This window comes from Streptomyces sp. DSM 120436 (assembly GCF_055778765.1).
The window spans coordinates 137,647-154,969 of record NZ_JBSKBS010000001.1 but is presented as its reverse complement, the minus strand read 5'-3'; the positions used below and the strand labels follow the sequence as shown (position 1 = coordinate 154,969).

The window sequence follows — 17,323 nt, the reverse complement described above, 5'->3', positions numbered from 1 at the left end:
TTGAAGTGAGTGTGCGTACCCGCATCGGAAGCAGTCTGAAGTCGCGGACCAAGAGCGCGATGCAGGCGCAGAAGCGCCGGGCGTGGTTGTTGCGGGTGACACGGCAGCGGCAGGGCCTGTTGCGCTCCGACGCGGGTGTGCGCCAGGTGTCGTCCGACAGTGAGCCGTTGTGGGGGCGGGTGGTCGACTCGTTCACGGCGGCGGGTGCGGCTGCGGAGAATCTGGGGCTGGTGGCGGACGCTCTGGAGCGTGCGGGGATCTCGTACTTCGTGGTGCCGGGTGTGTCGCGTACGGCGTGGGCGCTGGGGGTGCGTGAGTCGGATCGTGGGGCGTTCCTGGCGTCGATGCGGGAGTTGTACGCGGGGACGGTGGTGTTCGCGGCGCGTCCTCGTCCGGGTGGGGTGTCGGACTTCTCGTTGTTCGCGGACGAGGTGTGGCCGAAGTCGTTGTCGTCGGCTCCGGTGATGCGGTTCGGTGTGGTGCGTCTGGGGCCTGCGGGTCAGGTTCTGGGTGGTCCGCAGCTGGGCTGTGACGTGGAGTTCTGGCGGGACGGTGCGGAGGTGCTGGCGGGTCCGCAGGCGGAGGCGGAGCTGGCGCGTGTGTCGCCGCAGGCCTCGGCCGACGTGCTGGCCGACTCCCTCGTCGCCCCCCGGCGCAACCGCATATCGGACGTCATGCCCACCAGCGAGCAGAAGTCCGCCAAGATCACCGTCCAGGGCCGCGACTTCCCGACGTTCGCGCCGTTCACGGTGACCACGGTGGAGGACGTGACGTTCCCCATCGACGTCGTCTACACCTGGGTCGACGGCCAGGACCCCGAGCTGCGGGCCAAGCGCCAGAAGTACAAGAGCGAGGGCGTCCCGGCGATCCTCGACAAGGAGACCAACGAGTCCCGGTACACCAGCCACGACGAGCTGAAGTACTCGCTGCGGTCGCTGGAGATGTACGCCGGCTTCGTGCGGCACGTGTACATCGTCACCGACGGCCAGACCCCCGAGTGGCTGGACCCGGACGCGCCGGGCGTCACCGTGGTGGACCACAGGGACATCTTCCCCGAGGGCGTCCTGCCGGTGTTCAACTCGCACGCGATCGAGACGCGGCTGCACCACATCCCGGGCCTGTCGGACCACTACCTGTACTTCAACGACGACGTGTTCGTCGGCCGCAGCGTCACCCCGCAGCACTTCTTCTACGCCAACGGCATCGCCCGCATCCCGTTCTCGCCGCTCAAGGTCGGCGTCGGCCAGCCGCACGGCGGCGAGACCGCCACCAACTCGGCCGGCAAGAACGTGCGCCAGCTCCTGATGAAGGCCCACGACCGCTTCATCACGCACAACTTCATGCACACCCCGCTGCCGCAGGTGCGGTCCGTGCTGCAGGAGCTCGAGGAGATGTTCCCCGAGGAGGTCGGCCAGACCATGCGCTCGCGCTTCCGGTCGCCCGACGACATCGCCATGACCGCCTCGATGCACTACAACCACGCGTACATCACCGGCAAGGGCGTCCCCGGCAAGTTCCGCTTCCGGTACGTCAACATCAGCCGTGAGGACGCGGACCGCCGTCTCGAGGGCATCCGGACCAAGCGCAACTTCGACTTCTTCTGCCTCAACGACGTCGACGTGCCGCCGGAGCAGCGCGCCGAGGTCACGGCCCGCATGTTCTCCTTCCTGGAGGAGTACTTCCCCTTCCCGAGCTCCTTCGAGAAGGCACCTGAAAGCACGTCTTCCGGGACGCGTTGATGGCACCGGGGTCGCGGCCGATCCGGAAGCTCGCGCGCAGGGGACTCGGCGTCGGACGGAAGGTGCGCGACCGGGCGTCGGCCGCGCGCCTCGACCGGCAGCGGCAGGCCCTGCTCGGGCCGGACGCGGGTGTGCGCCAGGCGTCGTTCCACGGTCAGCCGTTGTGGGGGCGGGTGGTCGACTCGTTCACGGCGGCGGGTGCGGCTGCGGAGAATCTGGGGCTGGTGGCGGACGCTCTGGAGCGTGCGGGGATCTCGTACTTCGTGGTGCCGGGTGTGTCGCGTACGGCGTGGGCGCTGGGGGTGCGTGAGTCGGATCGTGGGGCGTTCCTGGCGTCGATGCGGGAGTTGTACGCGGGGACGGTGGTGTTCGCGGCGCGTCCTCGTCCGGGTGGGGTGTCGGACTTCTCGTTGTTCGCGGACGAGGTGTGGCCGAAGTCGTTGTCGTCGGCTCCGGTGATGCGGTTCGGTGTGGTGCGTCTGGGGCCTGCGGGTCAGGTTCTGGGTGGTCCGCAGCTGGGCTGTGACGTGGAGTTCTGGCGGGACGGTGCGGAGGTGCTGGCGGGTCCGCAGGCGGAGGCGGAGCTGGCGCGTGTGTCGCCGCAGGCCTCGGCCGACGTGCTGGCCGACTCCCTCGTCGCCCCCCGGCGCAACCGCGTCGCCGACGTGCTGCCGACCGCGGAGCAGCGGCCCGCGGAGGTCACGGTCGCCGGACGGGTCCACCCCACCGTCGCGCCGTTCACGGTGACCACGGTGGAGGACGTGACGTTCCCCATCGACGCCGTCTACACCTGGGTCGACGGCCAGGACCCCGAGCTGCGGGCCAAGCGCCAGAAGTACCGGGGCGAGGGGGACGCAGGCATCGCGGCCCGCGAGGTCGGCGAGTCCCGGTACACCAGCCACGACGAGCTGAAGTACTCGCTGCGGTCGCTGGAGATGTACGCCGGCTTCGTGCGGCACGTGTACATCGTCACCGACGGCCAGACCCCCGAGTGGCTGGACCCGGACGCGCCGGGCGTCACCGTGGTGGACCACAGGGACATCTTCCCCGAGGGCGTCCTGCCGGTGTTCAACTCGCACGCGATCGAGACGCGGCTGCACCACATCCCGGGCCTGTCGGACCACTACCTGTACTTCAACGACGACGTGTTCGTCGGCCGCAGCGTCACCCCGCAGCACTTCTTCCACCCCAACGGCATCGCCCGCCTGCCCTTCTCCTCGTACCAGATCGGCGCCGGCGCCCCGCACCCGCAGGCCTCCGCCCCCAACTCGGCCGGGCGGAACGTGCGCAGGCTGCTGGAGGAGACCTACGGGGTGTCCATCACCCACAAGTTCCTGCACACCCCGCACCCGCAGCGCCGGGACGTGCTGAACGACCTGGAGCGGGACTTCCCGGAGGCGATCGGACGGACCATGCGGTCGCGGTTCCGGTCCATCGAGGACGTGGCGCCGGCCACCTCCTTCCACCACCACCTGGCGCTGCTCACCGGCCGTGCCGTCCCGGGGAAGTTCACGTACCGCTACGTCGACGTCGGCAAGGCCCACCTGGAGGAGCGGGTGGAGTCCCTCAAGGAGCGGCGCGGCTACGACTTCTTCTGCCTGAACGACGTGGACACCGCCCCCGAGCGGCGGGAGTACGTGCGCGCCTACGTCCACGACTTCCTGGAGTGGTACTTCCCCTACCCGAGCTCCTTCGAGCGCGCCTGACGGCGACGTCCTCGCCTCAGGCGGGTCCGGGCGCTCTCCCGCGCGACGTGATCCTCGAGGCCGGAGGGCCCGAGGAGCCGGCCGTTCCCGCCGCCCCCGCCAGACGTCGGAGCCGTGGCGGGGGCGGCTACGCCACCCCCGCCGCAGGAGTGACACGAGCCACTCATATGATCTTGACTCCGTCGCGAAGTCTTCACGTTCTCGCCATGCGGAGGAGTGCTGCCCGGACCCGTTCGGTGGCGGCCGCCTTTCACCGTTGTCGCGTCGACCGTGTGCGGTCGAAAGGGCGCGGTCCCCCCATTCGTTCCTTTTCTCCAGTTGGTGCAGATGATCAAGAGACTGTGCGGCGCGGGCGTCGCCATAGCCATCGGCGTCGTCGTCATGGTGAACGTGCCGTCCCTGCAGGCGTCCTCAGCCGCGAAGCAGGGGGAGAACGCCCTGCCGCTGGGGCCCTCAGGCCTGAAGGAGACCCGCACCACACGGACCGTGCAGCCCGGCGTCACCCTCACCCGCATCGTCCGCGGCGCCAAGGACCCGGCGCTTCGCTGGACGGTCGAGGTCGCCGTTCCGGGCGGTGACACCTCACCGGACCCCGACGCGCCGCTGACCGTCCTGAAGGACGAGCCGAGCGCCACCGAGTGGGCGGCCGACCTGGAGCGGGACGGTTTCCAGGCCCGGGCCGAGCAGGTGACGACACCGATGACGGCCGATTACGCCGGAGGCACGCTGGGGTGGCGGGTCCGCGTCGGATCGTTCGGCTCGCAGTCCGCCGCGGCGTCCGAGCGCGCACGGCTGAAGGCGGCCGGGTACGCGGGGACCGTCGTGTACACGGGCTGGGACGGTGACGTCGCGGCCGGCGGCCCGTGGCGCGTCGACGTGCTCACGATCGACCCGAGCCGGTTCCGCGGGAGCCTCCGGGCGTCGTACGGCCCGGACCTGGAGAACAGCGAGACGACCAGCGAGCTGGCGGACGAGGCCGGCGCCGTCGCGGCGGTCAACGCCGGGTTCTTCGTCTTCGACCCGGACGCGGGCGCGCCCGGGGATCCCGCCGGCACGGGCGTGTACGACGGGCGCCTGCTGAGTGAGCCGGTGAGCGGGCGTCCCAGTCTGGTGGTCCACGAGGACGGGCGGCGGACGGAGATCACCCGGTACACGTGGGAGGGGCACGTCGTCGGCGGGGACACCGCGCTGCCTCTGAGCGGCCTCAACCGGGTTCCGGGTCTGATCCGGAACTGCGGCGGATCCGTGGGCGACACCCCGACCTCCCGGCCGCTGCACGACGTGACCTGCACCAACGCCGACGAACTCGTCGCCTTCACGTCCGACTACGGGCAGCGCACGCCGGAGGGCGAAGGGCTCGAGGCCGTGCTGGACGCCCGGGGCCGGGTCGTCGAACTGCGCTCACCGCGCGGCGGACCGCTCCCGTCGGGCGGCAGCTCGGTCCAGGCGACCGGGCAGCGCGTCAGCGAACTGTCGGACCTCGCGGGGACCGGTGAGAACCTGACCCTGAGGACGACCCTGCTGGACCCGCGCGGGCGCCGGGTCTCGCCCTCCCCCGGGACAGGCATCCTGAACGCCGGCCCGGAACTCGTCCGCGACGGACGGCTCCACGTCACCCCCGCCGCCGACGGCATGGTGCGCCGGGACGACCCGAGCTTCTACTACGGCTGGGCGCACAAGCGCAATCCGCGCACGCTGGCCGGCGTGGACGCGGCCGGCCGCACCGTGCTGGTCACCGCCCACGGACGCAGCGCCGACGCCCTCGGGCTCAGCATCGGCGAGAGCGCCGAGGTCGCCAAGAGGCTCGGGCTGCGCGACGCGGTCAGCCTCGACGGCGGCGGCTCGACCACGATGGTGGTCGACGGCACGGTGCTCACCACGCCCTCCGGCCCCACCGACGAACGCCCTGTCGGCGACGCCCTGCTGATCCTGCCCCGCAGGGACTGACCCGCCGGCGGACGCGTCGCTAGGCCACTTGTCCGGACTCGGCCGACGCGGACCGGGCGGGCGGCGTGATCCGCGCGGGCGCCTGTCGTGGACCGGGGACTCCCGCGGCCGTCCGCCCGGTCATCCGCGCCCTGTGCGTCCCGGCCGCCGCGCACAGGGCGCGCACGGCCCCGGCGAAGCGTTCCTGGGACGGGGGCTCGGCCGGGCCCAGCAGCCGCAGCCTCAAGTCCGCGCGCGCCTGCGCCAGACCGTCCTTCTCCGGATGCCGGACCGCTTCCAGCAGGGCCGGCACCCCCGTCGCGTCCGGGGTCAGGACGGTCGCCGCCGTCACCGTCGGGAAGGCCGCGCGGAACTCCGCCTCGGACATCCCGCCCGTGTTGGCCACCGCGTACGGCTTGCCGCTCGCCAGGAAGTCGCTGATCACGCTCGACACGTCGCTGATCAGCAGGTCGGCGACGTTGAAGCAGGAGTACAGCGAGGGGCGGACGTCCACGACGACCTGGTGCTCCCACTCCGGCAGCGACGCCCAGTACGCCGCCTCCCAGGCCGCCGTCGCCCGCGCCACGGCCGCCGCGCGGCCCGGCGGGGGAGCGGACTGGACGAGCATCCGCTCGGCCTGGTCGGCGCCCTCCCGGAACTCCGCCGCGGTCAGCCGGGTCAGCTCGGCGGTGCGGGCGGCCAGCTCCTTCGACGGGGCGGGGCGCGAGTGGGAGCGGGCCCGGTTGGCCGCGCGGATCAGCTCCCGGACACGGCGGTCCGCGGCGCCCGCCCGCGGGTCCACCGAGCCGGTCAGCGGGTGCGGCTTGTACAGCAGCCGCACCCCGGGGTCAGCGAGCAGCGCCCGCACCAGGTTCTCGCCGGCCGCGATCACCGAGGTGTTGCCCGGGTTGCCGTCCCAGCCCTCCCAGGTCGGCGCGTACAGCACGGTGGTGTACGCGCCCGTGGGCGGCCCCGCGTACGGGCGCACCGCGTCCAGTTGCGGGCGGCCGATCTCCACCACGTCCTTGTCCTCGACCCCGACCTCGGCCAGCGCGTACCGCTCGCGCGCCGCCGGACCCGCGACCCACACCTCGTCGTACGCCTTCGCGTACGGGTTGCACGAGGACAGCTTGTCGCTCTCCCCGTGGTTGACGAAGGCGTGCTTGAGGGTGGGGATGCGCAGCACCTGCGAGGTCTTGCCCGAGTTGGACGGGTGGATGAGCACCTGGAGCGTGGAGTGCTCCAGCCGCATCAGGGTGGGCACCTTCGGCAGGCACACGATCGGGATGTCGGTCGCCGGGATCCGCGACACCATGGACCGCTCGCGCAGCACGATGAGCGGCCGGCCGTCGATCCGGGCCAGCGGCTCCAGCCACATCCCCGCCTGGTAGACGGAGGACGGCCCGCCCGAGAAGTACAGCCCCACCGTGGGCCGGTACTCGGCCAGCCACGCGTCGAACCAGGCGAGCACCTCCTGCTCGCCCGCCGGCCGCCGCCCCGGCAGCAGCCGCAGCGACAGCGTCACCAGCCCGCCCAGCGCGAGCGCCAGCGACAGCGCGGTCCCGGCCGCCGCGCACCGCGTGTCGTCCGTCACCGCCGTCGCCGTCAGCCCGGCCGTCGCGGGCAGCCCGAACACCAGCAGCCGGTGCCCGGGACGGCGCAGCAGCGCGGGCGGGGCGGGGGTGAGGCGCAGCGCGGAGGCGTCGATGTTGCGGGTCACCACCGGCAGGGTGCGGGTGCGGCGCACCAGCACGGACACCGCCTGGATGGCGCAGTGCAGGGCGTAGCAGAGCAGCAGACCGGCGAGCAGCGGCGCGTACTGCGTCTCACGGTGCTGCTCGCCGAGCCGCAGCAGGCCCACCACCAGCAGCAGGTCGCGCAGCACATGGCGGACGGTGACGTCCGCGTGCGCCTTGGCGAACAGCGCCGGCACGCCCCGCTGCCAGCGGTACAGCACGCCCTCGACGGCCAGCGAGAGGGCGGTGGCGGCCAGCAGCAGCGGCACGTGCGGGGCCAGCGCCGCCACGGCCTGCACCGCATAGGCGCCGGCCAGGACGGACGCCGTCAGCACCGTGGCGAGCGCGGGGCGGCCGGGCAGGCGGGGCAGCGGGAGGCGGGGCCGGCGGACACCCGCCCGGAACCGCCGACGGGACGTGGGTCGGGACACTGCGGTCGCTCCAGGGTCGTGAGGGACGTGCGCAGGGGTTAACGGCCGTCGCCCTGCGGACGACACGCGTGTGACGCGCGGTCCTCGGCCCGGTGTCGTCGCACAGGTGCCCGCACGCCGGGGCGCACGGACGGGGCACGGCGTTCCGCGCACCGGCGGCCGTGTCCGGGGGCTGGACCGCCGAGCGTCCTTCGACGCGCTTCGCGTAGATTTCCTGGCGGGTGGAACGACCGATCCGAGGGAGCGACGGCAAGGTGGCAGGGGCACGGCAGACCGTGGGCGAGGCGCACAGGATCGTCGTCAAGGTCGGCTCCTCGTCGCTGACCACCGCGGCGGGCGGACTGGACGCCGACCGCGTGGACGCGCTCGTGGACGTCCTGGCCAAGACCAGGAGCGGCGGGGAGCGGGAGGTCGTCCTCGTCTCCTCGGGCGCCATCGCCGCCGGACTCGCCCCGCTGGGGCTGCGCCGCCGCCCCCGCGACCTGGCCCGCCAGCAGGCCGCCGCCAGCGTCGGCCAGGGCCTCCTGGTCGCCCGCTACACCGCCTCCTTCGCCCGCTACGGCGTCCGCGTCGGCCAGGTGCTGCTGACCAGCGACGACATGAGCCGCCGCGCCCACCACCGCAACGCCTCCCGCACCCTGGACAAGCTGCTCGCGATGGGCGCCCTCCCGGTCGTCAACGAGAACGACACGGTGGCCACCGACGAGATCCGCTTCGGCGACAACGACCGCCTCGCCGCCCTCGTCGCCCACCTGGTCCACGCCGACCTGCTGGTGCTGCTGTCCGACGTGGACGGCGTCTACGACGGCGACCCGTCCCGCCCCGGCACCTCACGGATCGCCGAGGTCAGGGGGCCCGAGGACCTCGCCCACGTGGAGATCGGCAGCGCCGGCAAGGCGGGCGTCGGCACCGGCGGCATGGTCACCAAGGTCGAGGCCGCCCGGATCGCCGCCGCCGCGGGCATCCCGGTGGTGCTGACCAGCGCGGTCCACGCGGCCGAGGCGCTCGGCGGCGGCGACACCGGCACCTACTTCCACCCCACCGGGCGCCGCTCCGCCGACCGCCTGCTGTGGCTCCAGCACGCCTCCACCCCGCAGGGCTCGCTCACTCTGGACGACGGCGCGGTGCGCGCGGTCGTGGAGGGCCGCAAGTCGCTGCTGCCGGCCGGCATCGCGGGCGTCGAGGGCGACTTCAGCGCGGGCGACCCGGTGGAGCTGCGGGACCGGGAGGGGCACGCGGTGGCCCGCGGGCTCGTCAACTTCGACGCCAAGGAGATCCCCCTCCTGGTGGGCCGCTCCACCCGCGAACTCGCCCGGGAACTCGGCCCCGGGTACGAACGCGAGGTCGTACACAGGGACGATCTCGTGGTCCTGCATCCGTAATGCGCCAGAACGTCGGCCCTCGGTGGTGGACGTTCCGCGAAACCGCCCCGCGAACCGCGACGGCCTGCTCCACTTTGTCGCAGGGACACATTCCGCCCGGCCCCGGGCGGTCCGCGTGTGAAGGAGGCCGTCGTGAGACGAGTGCGCCCTGGGACACCGGTGTCCCGCGGTGGTCGCGGTCCCCGGGCGGCGGGCGAGGAACGCGCCCTGACCGGCGTCGCGGCCGGGGACCGGCACCGGGGCGGCGAGGCGCGCGACCTGCCCCGCCTGTGGCACGTCACGCTCAGCGTGTCCGGTGAGCCCGCGCCGGTCGCGGAGGTCCGGCGGGCGCTGGAGCAGCTCGCCCACGACCATCCCTTCCTGCTGACCAGCCGCTACGCCGACGACCACGCGGAGATCCGCTACTGGGAGGAGGCCCGCGACCTGCACGACGCGGCCGCGGTGGCGCTGCGCCTGTGGGGCGAGCACCGGCGGACCGCGGGACTGCCGCCGTGGGAGATCGTGGGCCTGGAGGTCATCGACCGGGCCACCTACCGCCAGCGGGTCGCCGCCGGACACGGGCCGGTGCCGGCCACCCCGGTCGGGGTGCACCCCTTCCCGTAGCGCCGGGCGCCCCACCGGTCACATCCGTTATGGCGGTGAATGTCCCCGTCTCGGGGTGTGAAACGAACGCCTCCGCGGCGCGCCGCGCGCACTACGCTTCCTTCCATGACCACGCTCTCGCCGTTCGACTCGATGTCCCCGGTCAGCCAGGCCGCCTACCGCGCCAAGGGCGCCGCCGCCACCCTCGCGCCGCTGCCGCGCGCCGCCAAGGACGACGCGCTGCTCGCCATCGCGGACGCGCTGGAGGTCCGCACGAACGAGATCGTCGAGGCCAACGCCCAGGACGTGGCGAAGGCGCGCGAGGCCGGGACCGGTGAGGGCATGATCGACCGGCTCACCCTCACCCCGGAGCGGGTCCGCGCCGTCGCCGCCGACGTGCGCGACGTGGCCGCGCTGCCCGACCCGGTCGGCGAGGTCGTCCGCGGCTCGAGCCTGCCCAACGGCATCGACCTGCGCCAGGTCCGGGTGCCGCTCGGCGTCGTCGGCATCATCTACGAGGGCCGGCCCAACGTGACGGTCGACGCCGCCGCCCTCTGCCTGAAGTCGGGCAACGCGGTCCTGCTGCGCGGCTCCTCCTCCGCCTACCGCTCCAACACCGCGCTGGTGCGGGTGGTGCGCGACGCCGTGCACGGCGCGGGCCTGCCCGCCGACGCCGTCCAGATGGTCCCCGGGGAGAGCCGGGACAGCGTGCGCGAGCTGATGCGCGCCCGCGGCCTGGTCGACGTGCTGATCCCGCGCGGCGGCGCCTCGCTGATCAACACCGTCGTGCAGGAGTCCACCGTCCCCGTCATCGAGACCGGCACCGGCAACTGCCACGTCTACGTCGACGCCCGCGTCGACATCGACATGGCCGTCGAGATCCTGGTGAACTCCAAGGCGCAGCGGGTCGGCGTGTGCAACGCCGCCGAGACGCTGCTGGTGCACCAGGACATCGCCGCCGAGTTCCTGCCCCGCGCGCTGGACGCCCTCGCGGACGCCGGGGTCACCGTGCACGCCGACGAGCGCGTGATGGCGTACGCCAAGGACTCCCGCGCCACCGTCGTGGAGGCCACCACGGAGGACTGGGAGACCGAGTACCTCTCCCACGACATCGCCGCCGCCGTGGTCGACTCCCTGGACCGGGCGGTCGAGCACATCCGGCTGTGGACCTCCGGCCACACCGAGGCCATCGTCACCAGCTCCCAGCAGGCCGCCCGCCGGTTCACCCAGCTGGTGGACTCCACCACGGTCGCGGTGAACGCCTCCACCCGGTTCACCGACGGCGGCCAGTTCGGCTTCGGCGCGGAGATCGGCATCTCCACGCAGAAGCTGCACGCCCGCGGTCCCATGGGTCTGCCCGAGCTGACCAGCACGAAGTACATCGTCACCGGCGACGGCCACACCCGGCGCTGACCGGCGCGCCCCGCGGGGACGCCTTCGCGGGGCGGTGTCCGGCGGGCGGACGGATTTCCGTACGGTCTGCCCAAATTGACCCACCAGGTCTACTCTGGATCCGTGCCGGAGGACGTGGGGGGCACGCCGTTCCCGGACGGCTGGAAGCCCGACGACGACCACGACCGCGGGGTGTCGGACGAAGAGTTCGCCTCCGTGGTCTTCGACGAGGCCTTCGTCCAGGCGGCCGCGGTGCACGAGCCGACCGCCGTGGAGCGCCTCCTGGCCGCCGCGCAGGCCAGAGCCGAGGCCTCCGAGGCCGAGGCCCACCGCGCCCGTGCCCGGCGGCACGACGACGGCCACAGTGGCTACCGGGGCGCCGACGGCCATCACCCCGACGACGAGGACGCCGACGTCCTGGAGTCCGGCCACGGCTCCCCCTACGGCAGACAGGTCCGCTGGCGCCGGCCGGTCGCCTGGATGCTGACCCTGCTGATGGGCGTCGGCATGGTCGCGCTCGCCTTCTCCGCGGTCTACCGGGGCGGCTCCGCGCAGCGCCAGGACCCCGCCCCGCCGCCCGCCACCACCGGGGTCGGCCAGGGCGCCGCCGCGCCCTCCGCGTCGGCCGACCACTCCCGGCCGGCCGTCCCGGTGCTCCCCACCGGCGGCCCCTGAGGGCGGCCCGCGGCGTGGTGGGAACCTGTCACGGGCCGGATCGCCGACGGGCGTTTACGGGCGCCCCGCCGGACCTACCCTGAAGGTATGGGAGAGCCTTCGGACCCGCCCGAGGGGACGCCCGGGGGAGCCCCCGGAGGCGGCGAGGACGAGTACCGGTCCGTCGTCTTCGACGAGACCTTCGTGCGCGCCGCACGGCTCCAGGAGTTCTCCGCGCGGGAGCGCCTCACCGACCACGCGCCCGCCGTGCGGCGCCTTCCGCCGGCCCGCCGCGACGGGCTGTCCCGGCAGGCCCTCGTGCTGGTCCTGCTGATCGCCGTGGCCTTCGGCACCGCCGTCTACATGGGCGTACGCCACCCCTACCGGACGCCCGCCGCCGAGCGGTCCGCCGAGCCCCTGCGGATGACCGTCGTGCCCCTCGCCCCCGAGGACCCGGTGCCCGGCGCCCGCGACGTGGAGCGGCTGTACGCGCACAGTCCCGCCGCGCGGTTCCGCCCCGGCGCCGAGGGCGTGCCCCTCCCGCCGACCCGGCGCACCGCGCACTTCTCCGCCGACCAGGTCGTGTCCGCCCTGCTCACCGCGAGGGACTACGTCATACGGTCCGCCCTCGACCCGGCCGTGCTCACCGGCGGCGAGACCCGGACCGTGCGGGTGCTGCTCGACTCCCGCCAGCAGGAGCAGTTCGACGAGAGCGTCGACCGGCCCGCCGCCGACGGACGGCACGCGGTCACCGGATGGCTGGTCCGCTTCGACCCCACCCGGGTCGAACTGGCCGACCCGCACATCCGGGCCCGGGGCACCCTCCAGGCCGCCGAGGCCGACTCCGGGACGCTGGAGGTCACCACCGACCACACCGTCGTCTACGCGCTGCGCCCGGCCGGCGCGGGCCGGGACGCGGAGGCGTCGCTGTTCACCGTCCGCCGCGAGCTGCGGTTCCGCTTCGACCGCGAGGACCTGCGGCTGCACCGGGCGGAACTGGTCCTCTCCCACGTCCAGGCGGGCCCCCAGTCCTGCGCCCTGGACCCGGCCCCCCGCCTCCACCCCCTCCTCGCCGGCCAACGCGCCGACCGCACGACCCCGCCCGGCACCGACCCCTACGCCCCCGACACCACGGCCCCGGCCCTCTGCGGCACGCTCTCCCGGGCGGCCCAGCCACAGCTGTGAGCGGAGGACAGGACGCCGGCCCAGAGTCGCTACGCGCCCGCCTGACCGAGCGCCCGGAGACGCCGGCGTGCCGGCTGTGAGCGGTCAGTCGGCACCGGGGGCGCCGGGCGGGGCCGGGGAGGCGACTCCGTGGCGGCTGTGAGCGGCCGGCGCGCGGCCGGTCGGACGCCGCGCGCCGGGCGGAGGCGGACGCGGCCCCGCGCCAGGGTGGCCGGTCAGGCGCCGCGCCCGCCGGGGCGGCGTCCGGACGCGACGGCGCATCAACCGTGAACCATGCGCGGCGCGCGCCCGCCGAGCCGCCGTGCGGCGATGCGTCCCGGTCGCACAGGCGCGCCTGCCCGGCCGTCGTGCCGGGGGACGCGGCGCGGATCCCGCGCCGCGTCCCCCGGCTCACGCCTCGTCGCGCGGCGGGTTCCGGTCGTCGTCGGGGTCCGGGCGGGAGGACGGGCCCTGCTTCGGGCCGGTGAAGCCGCCGAAGCCGCGGCGGACCCGGTCGCCCAGGTCGCCCGCGCCGCCCGCGATGTCGCTGACCAGCTTCATCAGCGGGTCCTTGGAGGTCCGCACCTCGCCGGCGTAGGTGCTCGCCGACTCCCGCCAGGAGTCCCGCACCGACGCGTCCTTGTCCTCCTCGCGGCGAGGGTAGTGGCCGTCCATGATCCGCTGGTACTCGCGGGAGGCCGCCCACTTCTTCAGCTCGGCCGCCCGCACCGTGGTGAACGGGTGCGAGCGCGGCAGCACGTTCAGGATCTTCAGCACGGAGTCGCGCAGGTCCCCGCCCGACTCGTACTCCTCGGCCTGCTCCAGGAACGCGTCCACGTTCATCTCGTGCAGGTGGTTGCCGCCCGCGATCTTCATCAGGCCGCGCATCGACGCCTGGGGGTCCTGGCCGACCAGCAGTCCCGCGCGGTCCGCGGACAGCTCCGACTTGCGGAACCACTCCCGCAGCGCGGTGACGATCGCCATGATCGCCACGTTGCCCAGCGGGATCCAGGCCACCCGGACCGCGAGCGACGTCAGGAACAGCAGGACCGTCCGGTAGACCGAGTGACCGGACAGCGCGTGCCCGACCTCGTGCCCGACGACCGCCCGCATCTCCTCCTCGTCGAGCAGCTCCACCAGACCCGTGGTCACCACGATGATCGGCTCGTCGAGGCCGATGCACATCGCGTTGGGGTTCGGGTCCTGGTTGACGTACATCGGCGGGACCTTCTCCAGGTCCAGGATGTAGCAGGCGTCCCGCAGCATGTCGTTGAGGTGGGCGAACTGCCGGTCCGAGACCCGTACCGAGTCGGACAGGAACAGCAGCCGCAGACTGCGCTCGGGCAGCAGCCCGCTGAGCGCCTTGAAGACCGTGTCGAACCCGCTCAGCTTCCGCAGCGCCACCAGCGCGGAACGGTCGGCGGGGTGTTCGTACGCACGCGAGGAGATTCCGGGGAAACGCCTGCGCTGCCTGCCGGGCACCCTCTCGTGCCCGTTGTGCTGGTGGCCGTCGGACATGTATCCCCCATGTGCGTCTGAGTGACCTGTGCGGTCGCCGGTGCGGCCCTTCGCTCCCCCGTGGCGGAACCCAGCCTAGGCGGAGATTCCGTGCGCGGGCAGGAGGGACGGCCGCTCCGTGCGGCTCCACGCGGAAGGACGACCGGGCGCCGGGCAACGGTTGCCTCCCCGCGCCAGGACGACCGGGCGCCGGGCAACGGTTGCCTCCCCGCGCCAGGACGACCGGGCGCCGGGCAACGGTCGCCTCCCCGCGCCAGGACGGCCGCGCCGGACGCCGCCCGCCCGCAACGGCGGAGTCGGCGTGATCGCCGTGAAGCCGCCCGCATACGATGAGCCCACGTCTTTGTCCCGCCCACACGCGATAGGTCCTGCCGAAGATGAGCTTCCCCAGCACCGCTGTCCAGATGGTCACGCTCGCCGCCGAGGGCGGAGAGCACGGCGGCAACCACCAGAGCCTCAATCCCTTGGTCACGGGCGGCGGTGCCCTGCTCGCGCTGCTGCTCCTGCTGTGGATCACCACCCGCTTCAACCGCGACCGCTGAACCGCCGGGTCCCCGCCTCCGGGGCACTGGCCGACGGAGCCCGCGGGCCGGGCCGGTAGGGTCTGCACGCATGGGAGAGCAGGACATGCCTACCGGCCCCGGCACCGTCCCGGGCGAGCGGGGCAAGCGCCGTCTGGGCGTCATGGGCGGCACTTTCGACCCGATCCACCACGGGCACCTGGTGGCGGCCAGCGAGGTGGCCGCGCAGTTCCACCTCGACGAGGTGGTCTTCGTCCCCACCGGCCAGCCGTGGCAGAAGAGCCACCGCGCGGTCTCGCCCGCCGAGGACCGTTACCTGATGACGGTCATCGCCACCGCCGAGAACCCGCAGTTCTCGGTGAGCCGCATCGACATCGACCGCGGCGGACCCACCTACACCGTGGACACCCTGCGCGACCTCGACGCGCTCAACCCGGACACGGACCTGTTCTTCATCACCGGCGCCGACGCCCTCGCCCAGATCCTGACCTGGCGCGACAGCGAGGAACTGTTCTCCCTGGCACACTTCATCGGCGTGACCCGGCCCGGCCACCACCTGACCGACGCCGGCCTGCCCGAGGGCGGTGTCTCGCTCGTGGAGGTCCCGGCCCTCGCCATCTCCTCCACGGACTGCCGTGCGAGAGTCGCCAAGGGAGACCCCGTCTGGTACCTGGTGCCGGACGGCGTCGTGCGCTACATCGCCAAGCGTCAGCTGTACCGCGGCGAGTGAGCCGAGAGGGGCACCGGTGAACGACGGATACGACGCGGGGTACGGCGACGGGGGTCCGTACGAGCTCGTCGGCTACGACGAGTACGGCCGGCCGGTCTACCGCCAGGCCGCCGACCAGCAGACGCAGCAGGCCCAGCAGTACGACCCCTACGGGCAGCAGGGACAGCAGGAGCACCAGGGGTACGGCTACGACCCGTACGCCACGGGCGGCCATCAGCAGCAGCCGTACGACCCGTACGGGAACGGCGGCGGCGTCTCCGTGCCCCCGCAGCAGCAGGCCCCCTCCTACGGCTCCTACGACTACGACGCCTACCAGCAGCAGCCCGTCCACGACCCCTACGGGCAGGGCGCCGGCACCGGACAGCAGCCCCGGGTGACCGAGCGGACGGCGCACATACCGGAGCAGTCCGGCCACCCCGCGGAGCAGACCGCGCACATCCCTCAGCAGGCCGGCCCGGTGGACGACGGGACCGACGACTCCGACTCGGCCCCCGACTACCGCACCGAGCAGTTCGCCTTCGTCGAGGAGCCCGACGACGACTCCGAGGACGTCATCGACTGGCTCAAGTTCACCGAGAACCGCACCGAGCGCCGCGAGGAGGCCCGGCGCCGCGCCCGCAGCCGGATCATCGCCCTCACCGTGGTGTTCGCGCTGGTCGTCGCCGGCGGCGTCGGCTACCTCTGGTACGCCGGGAAGCTGCCCGGACTCTCCGGCTCCGGCACGGGCGCCGGCACCACCGCCGCCGCGGGCGCGCAGAAGCGGGACGTGCTCGTCGTCCACCTGCACGACACCGAGAACGGCGGAACCTCCACCGCGCTGCTCGTCGACAACACCACCACCCGGCAGGGCACCACGGTGCTGCTGCCCAACTCCCTCGCCCTCACCGCCGAGGACGGCACCACCACCACGCTCGCCAAGTCCGTCGAGGACGACGGCTCCGAGGGCACCAGGACCGCCCTCGACACCGTCCTCGGCACCGACATCGAGGGCACCTGGCGGCTGGACACCCCGTTCCTGCTCACCCTCGTCGACCTGGTCGGCAACATCGAGGTCGACACCGACACCGACGTGCCCGACCCGGACGCCAAGAAGAAGGGCCAGGCGCCGCTGGTCAGGAAGGGCAAGGGCCAGACCCTCGGCGGCAAGGCGGCCGTCGCCTACGCCACCCACCGCGCCCCGGGCGAGGACCAGAACGCCCAGCTGGAGCGGTTCGGCCAGGTGCTGCACGGCGTGCTGCGCAAGATGACCTCCGACCCGGACGCCGCCACGGTCACCGTCCAGACCCTCGGCCAGATCATCGAGCCGCCGCTGACCGACGCGGACCTCGGCGCCTTCCTCGCGGAGCTCTCCGACCTCGCCAAGGGCGGCGACCACCGCACGACGCTGCTCCCCGTCGAGGAGGACGGCACGCTCACCGCCGAGACGAGCGACAGCGTGGTCCGGGACGTCCTCGGCGGCACCGCCAAGAGCCCCGACCGGGACGCCGCGGTCACCGTCTCCGTGCGCAACGCCACCGGCGACAAGGACACCGCCGAGAAGGCCCGCGTGGTGCTCCTCAACGGCGGCTTCACCTTCCTGGAGGGCGGCACCGCCGGCTCCGCCGAGGCCACCTCCGAGGTCGTCTACGCCGACCCCGCGGAGAAGGAGAACGCCACCGAGGTCGCCAAGACCCTGGGCCTGCCCGCCGACGCCGTCACCAAGGGCGAGATCTCCGGCAACGCGCGCGTGGCGGTGGTCCTCGGCCAGGACTACGACCCCGGCTCGTAGTGAGCAGAGGCGCACCCCGCGTCCTTCACGTGGGGTGCGCCCGGCGGTCCGTGAGACCCTTGAGGACAAGTGAC

The 17,323-nt window shown here is 73.4% G+C and carries 13 protein-coding genes; 11 read left to right on the top strand and 2 right to left on the bottom strand.

Translation table 11 applies throughout. From position 1 onward, the window contains the following. Window positions 1–59 precede the first annotated feature (59 nt). The 3 genes from ACWH4W_RS00690 (at window position 60) to ACWH4W_RS00680 (ending at window position 5,392) form a co-directional block, all read left to right on the top strand. Complete coding sequence (locus ACWH4W_RS00690) at window positions 60–1,739, top strand: stealth family protein (protein ID WP_473077378.1); 1,680 nt, start codon at window positions 60–62, stop codon at window positions 1,737–1,739. Continuing rightward, window positions 1,739–3,445: a stealth family protein gene (locus ACWH4W_RS00685; protein WP_473073913.1), complete on the top strand. Its 1,707-nt coding sequence runs from the start codon at window positions 1,739–1,741 to the stop codon at window positions 3,443–3,445. The genes ACWH4W_RS00690 and ACWH4W_RS00685 overlap by 1 nt, the downstream gene beginning before the upstream one ends. A gap of 381 nt (window positions 3,446–3,826) precedes the next feature. Then, window positions 3,827–5,392 (top strand): phosphodiester glycosidase family protein, encoded by a 1,566-nt coding sequence (locus ACWH4W_RS00680; protein ID WP_473077377.1) that lies wholly within the window; start codon window positions 3,827–3,829, stop codon window positions 5,390–5,392. A gap of 19 nt (window positions 5,393–5,411) precedes the next feature. Here ACWH4W_RS00680 and ACWH4W_RS00675 read toward each other — a convergent pair whose 3' ends face one another. Beyond that, a complete protein-coding gene (locus tag ACWH4W_RS00675; protein WP_473073912.1) occupies window positions 5,412–7,538 on the bottom strand; it encodes a hypothetical protein in 2,127 nt (708 codons plus the stop codon). A 275-nt stretch (window positions 7,539–7,813) separates the two neighbouring features. On the opposite strand from ACWH4W_RS00675, the gene proB reads away from it, so the two are divergent. From proB to ACWH4W_RS00650, 5 genes are all read left to right on the top strand, one after another. Next, window positions 7,814–8,920 (top strand): glutamate 5-kinase, encoded by a 1,107-nt coding sequence (gene proB / locus ACWH4W_RS00670; protein ID WP_473077376.1) that lies wholly within the window; start codon window positions 7,814–7,816, stop codon window positions 8,918–8,920. A gap of 132 nt (window positions 8,921–9,052) precedes the next feature. Continuing rightward, on the top strand, window positions 9,053–9,523 hold the full coding sequence (locus ACWH4W_RS00665) for a hypothetical protein (protein ID WP_473073911.1): 471 nt from the start codon (window positions 9,053–9,055) through the stop codon (window positions 9,521–9,523). A gap of 105 nt (window positions 9,524–9,628) precedes the next feature. Continuing rightward, on the top strand, window positions 9,629–10,915 hold the full coding sequence (locus ACWH4W_RS00660; protein ID WP_473073910.1) for a glutamate-5-semialdehyde dehydrogenase: 1,287 nt from the start codon (window positions 9,629–9,631) through the stop codon (window positions 10,913–10,915). Between the two features lie 102 nt (window positions 10,916–11,017). Continuing rightward, entirely contained in the window at window positions 11,018–11,569 is a 552-nt protein-coding gene (locus ACWH4W_RS00655) for an SCO2584 family spore wall biosynthesis protein (RefSeq protein ID WP_473073909.1), read from the top strand. An 87-nt stretch (window positions 11,570–11,656) separates the two neighbouring features. Further along, window positions 11,657–12,733, top strand: a complete 1,077-nt coding sequence (locus tag ACWH4W_RS00650) for an SCO2583 family membrane protein (protein ID WP_473073908.1) — start codon at window positions 11,657–11,659, stop codon at window positions 12,731–12,733. Window positions 12,734–13,123: 390 nt separating this feature from the next. Here ACWH4W_RS00650 and ACWH4W_RS00645 read toward each other — a convergent pair whose 3' ends face one another. Beyond that, the gene (locus ACWH4W_RS00645; protein ID WP_473073907.1) at window positions 13,124–14,230 is read right to left on the bottom strand and encodes a M48 family metallopeptidase; all 1,107 of its coding nucleotides are present in this window, start codon (window positions 14,228–14,230) and stop codon (window positions 13,124–13,126) included. A 377-nt stretch (window positions 14,231–14,607) separates the two neighbouring features. Here ACWH4W_RS00645 and ACWH4W_RS00640 point away from each other — a divergent pair, with 377 nt between their 5' ends. The 3 genes from ACWH4W_RS00640 to ACWH4W_RS00630 all read left to right on the top strand — a co-directional run bounded on the left by ACWH4W_RS00640 (window position 14,608) and on the right by ACWH4W_RS00630 (window position 17,249). Further along, window positions 14,608–14,772 (top strand): hypothetical protein, encoded by a 165-nt coding sequence (locus ACWH4W_RS00640; protein WP_473073906.1) that lies wholly within the window; start codon window positions 14,608–14,610, stop codon window positions 14,770–14,772. A gap of 70 nt (window positions 14,773–14,842) precedes the next feature. Next, window positions 14,843–15,481, top strand: coding sequence for a nicotinate-nucleotide adenylyltransferase (nadD, locus tag ACWH4W_RS00635; protein ID WP_473073905.1), 639 nt, complete (start codon window positions 14,843–14,845; stop codon window positions 15,479–15,481). Between the two features lie 16 nt (window positions 15,482–15,497). Next, window positions 15,498–17,249, top strand: coding sequence for a LytR C-terminal domain-containing protein (locus ACWH4W_RS00630; protein WP_473073904.1), 1,752 nt, complete (start codon window positions 15,498–15,500; stop codon window positions 17,247–17,249). Window positions 17,250–17,323 lie beyond the last annotated feature (74 nt).

Excerpts from the sequence above, each read along its gene's own strand:
- ACWH4W_RS00685 (WP_473073913.1), top strand. The coding sequence starts at position 1,739 with ATGGCACCGGGGTCGCGGCCGATCCGGAAGCTCGCGCGCAGGGGACTC.
- ACWH4W_RS00650 (WP_473073908.1), top strand. The coding sequence starts at position 11,657 with ATGGGAGAGCCTTCGGACCCGCCCGAGGGGACGCCCGGGGGAGCCCCC.
- ACWH4W_RS00690 (WP_473077378.1), top strand. The coding sequence starts at position 60 with ATGCAGGCGCAGAAGCGCCGGGCGTGGTTGTTGCGGGTGACACGGCAG.
- ACWH4W_RS00645 (WP_473073907.1), bottom strand. The coding sequence starts at position 14,230 with ATGTCCGACGGCCACCAGCACAACGGGCACGAGAGGGTGCCCGGCAGG.
- ACWH4W_RS00680 (WP_473077377.1), top strand. The coding sequence starts at position 3,827 with ATGGTGAACGTGCCGTCCCTGCAGGCGTCCTCAGCCGCGAAGCAGGGG.
- nadD (WP_473073905.1), top strand. The coding sequence starts at position 14,843 with ATGGGAGAGCAGGACATGCCTACCGGCCCCGGCACCGTCCCGGGCGAG.
- ACWH4W_RS00660 (WP_473073910.1), top strand. The coding sequence starts at position 9,629 with ATGACCACGCTCTCGCCGTTCGACTCGATGTCCCCGGTCAGCCAGGCC.
- ACWH4W_RS00640 (WP_473073906.1), top strand. The coding sequence starts at position 14,608 with ATGAGCTTCCCCAGCACCGCTGTCCAGATGGTCACGCTCGCCGCCGAG.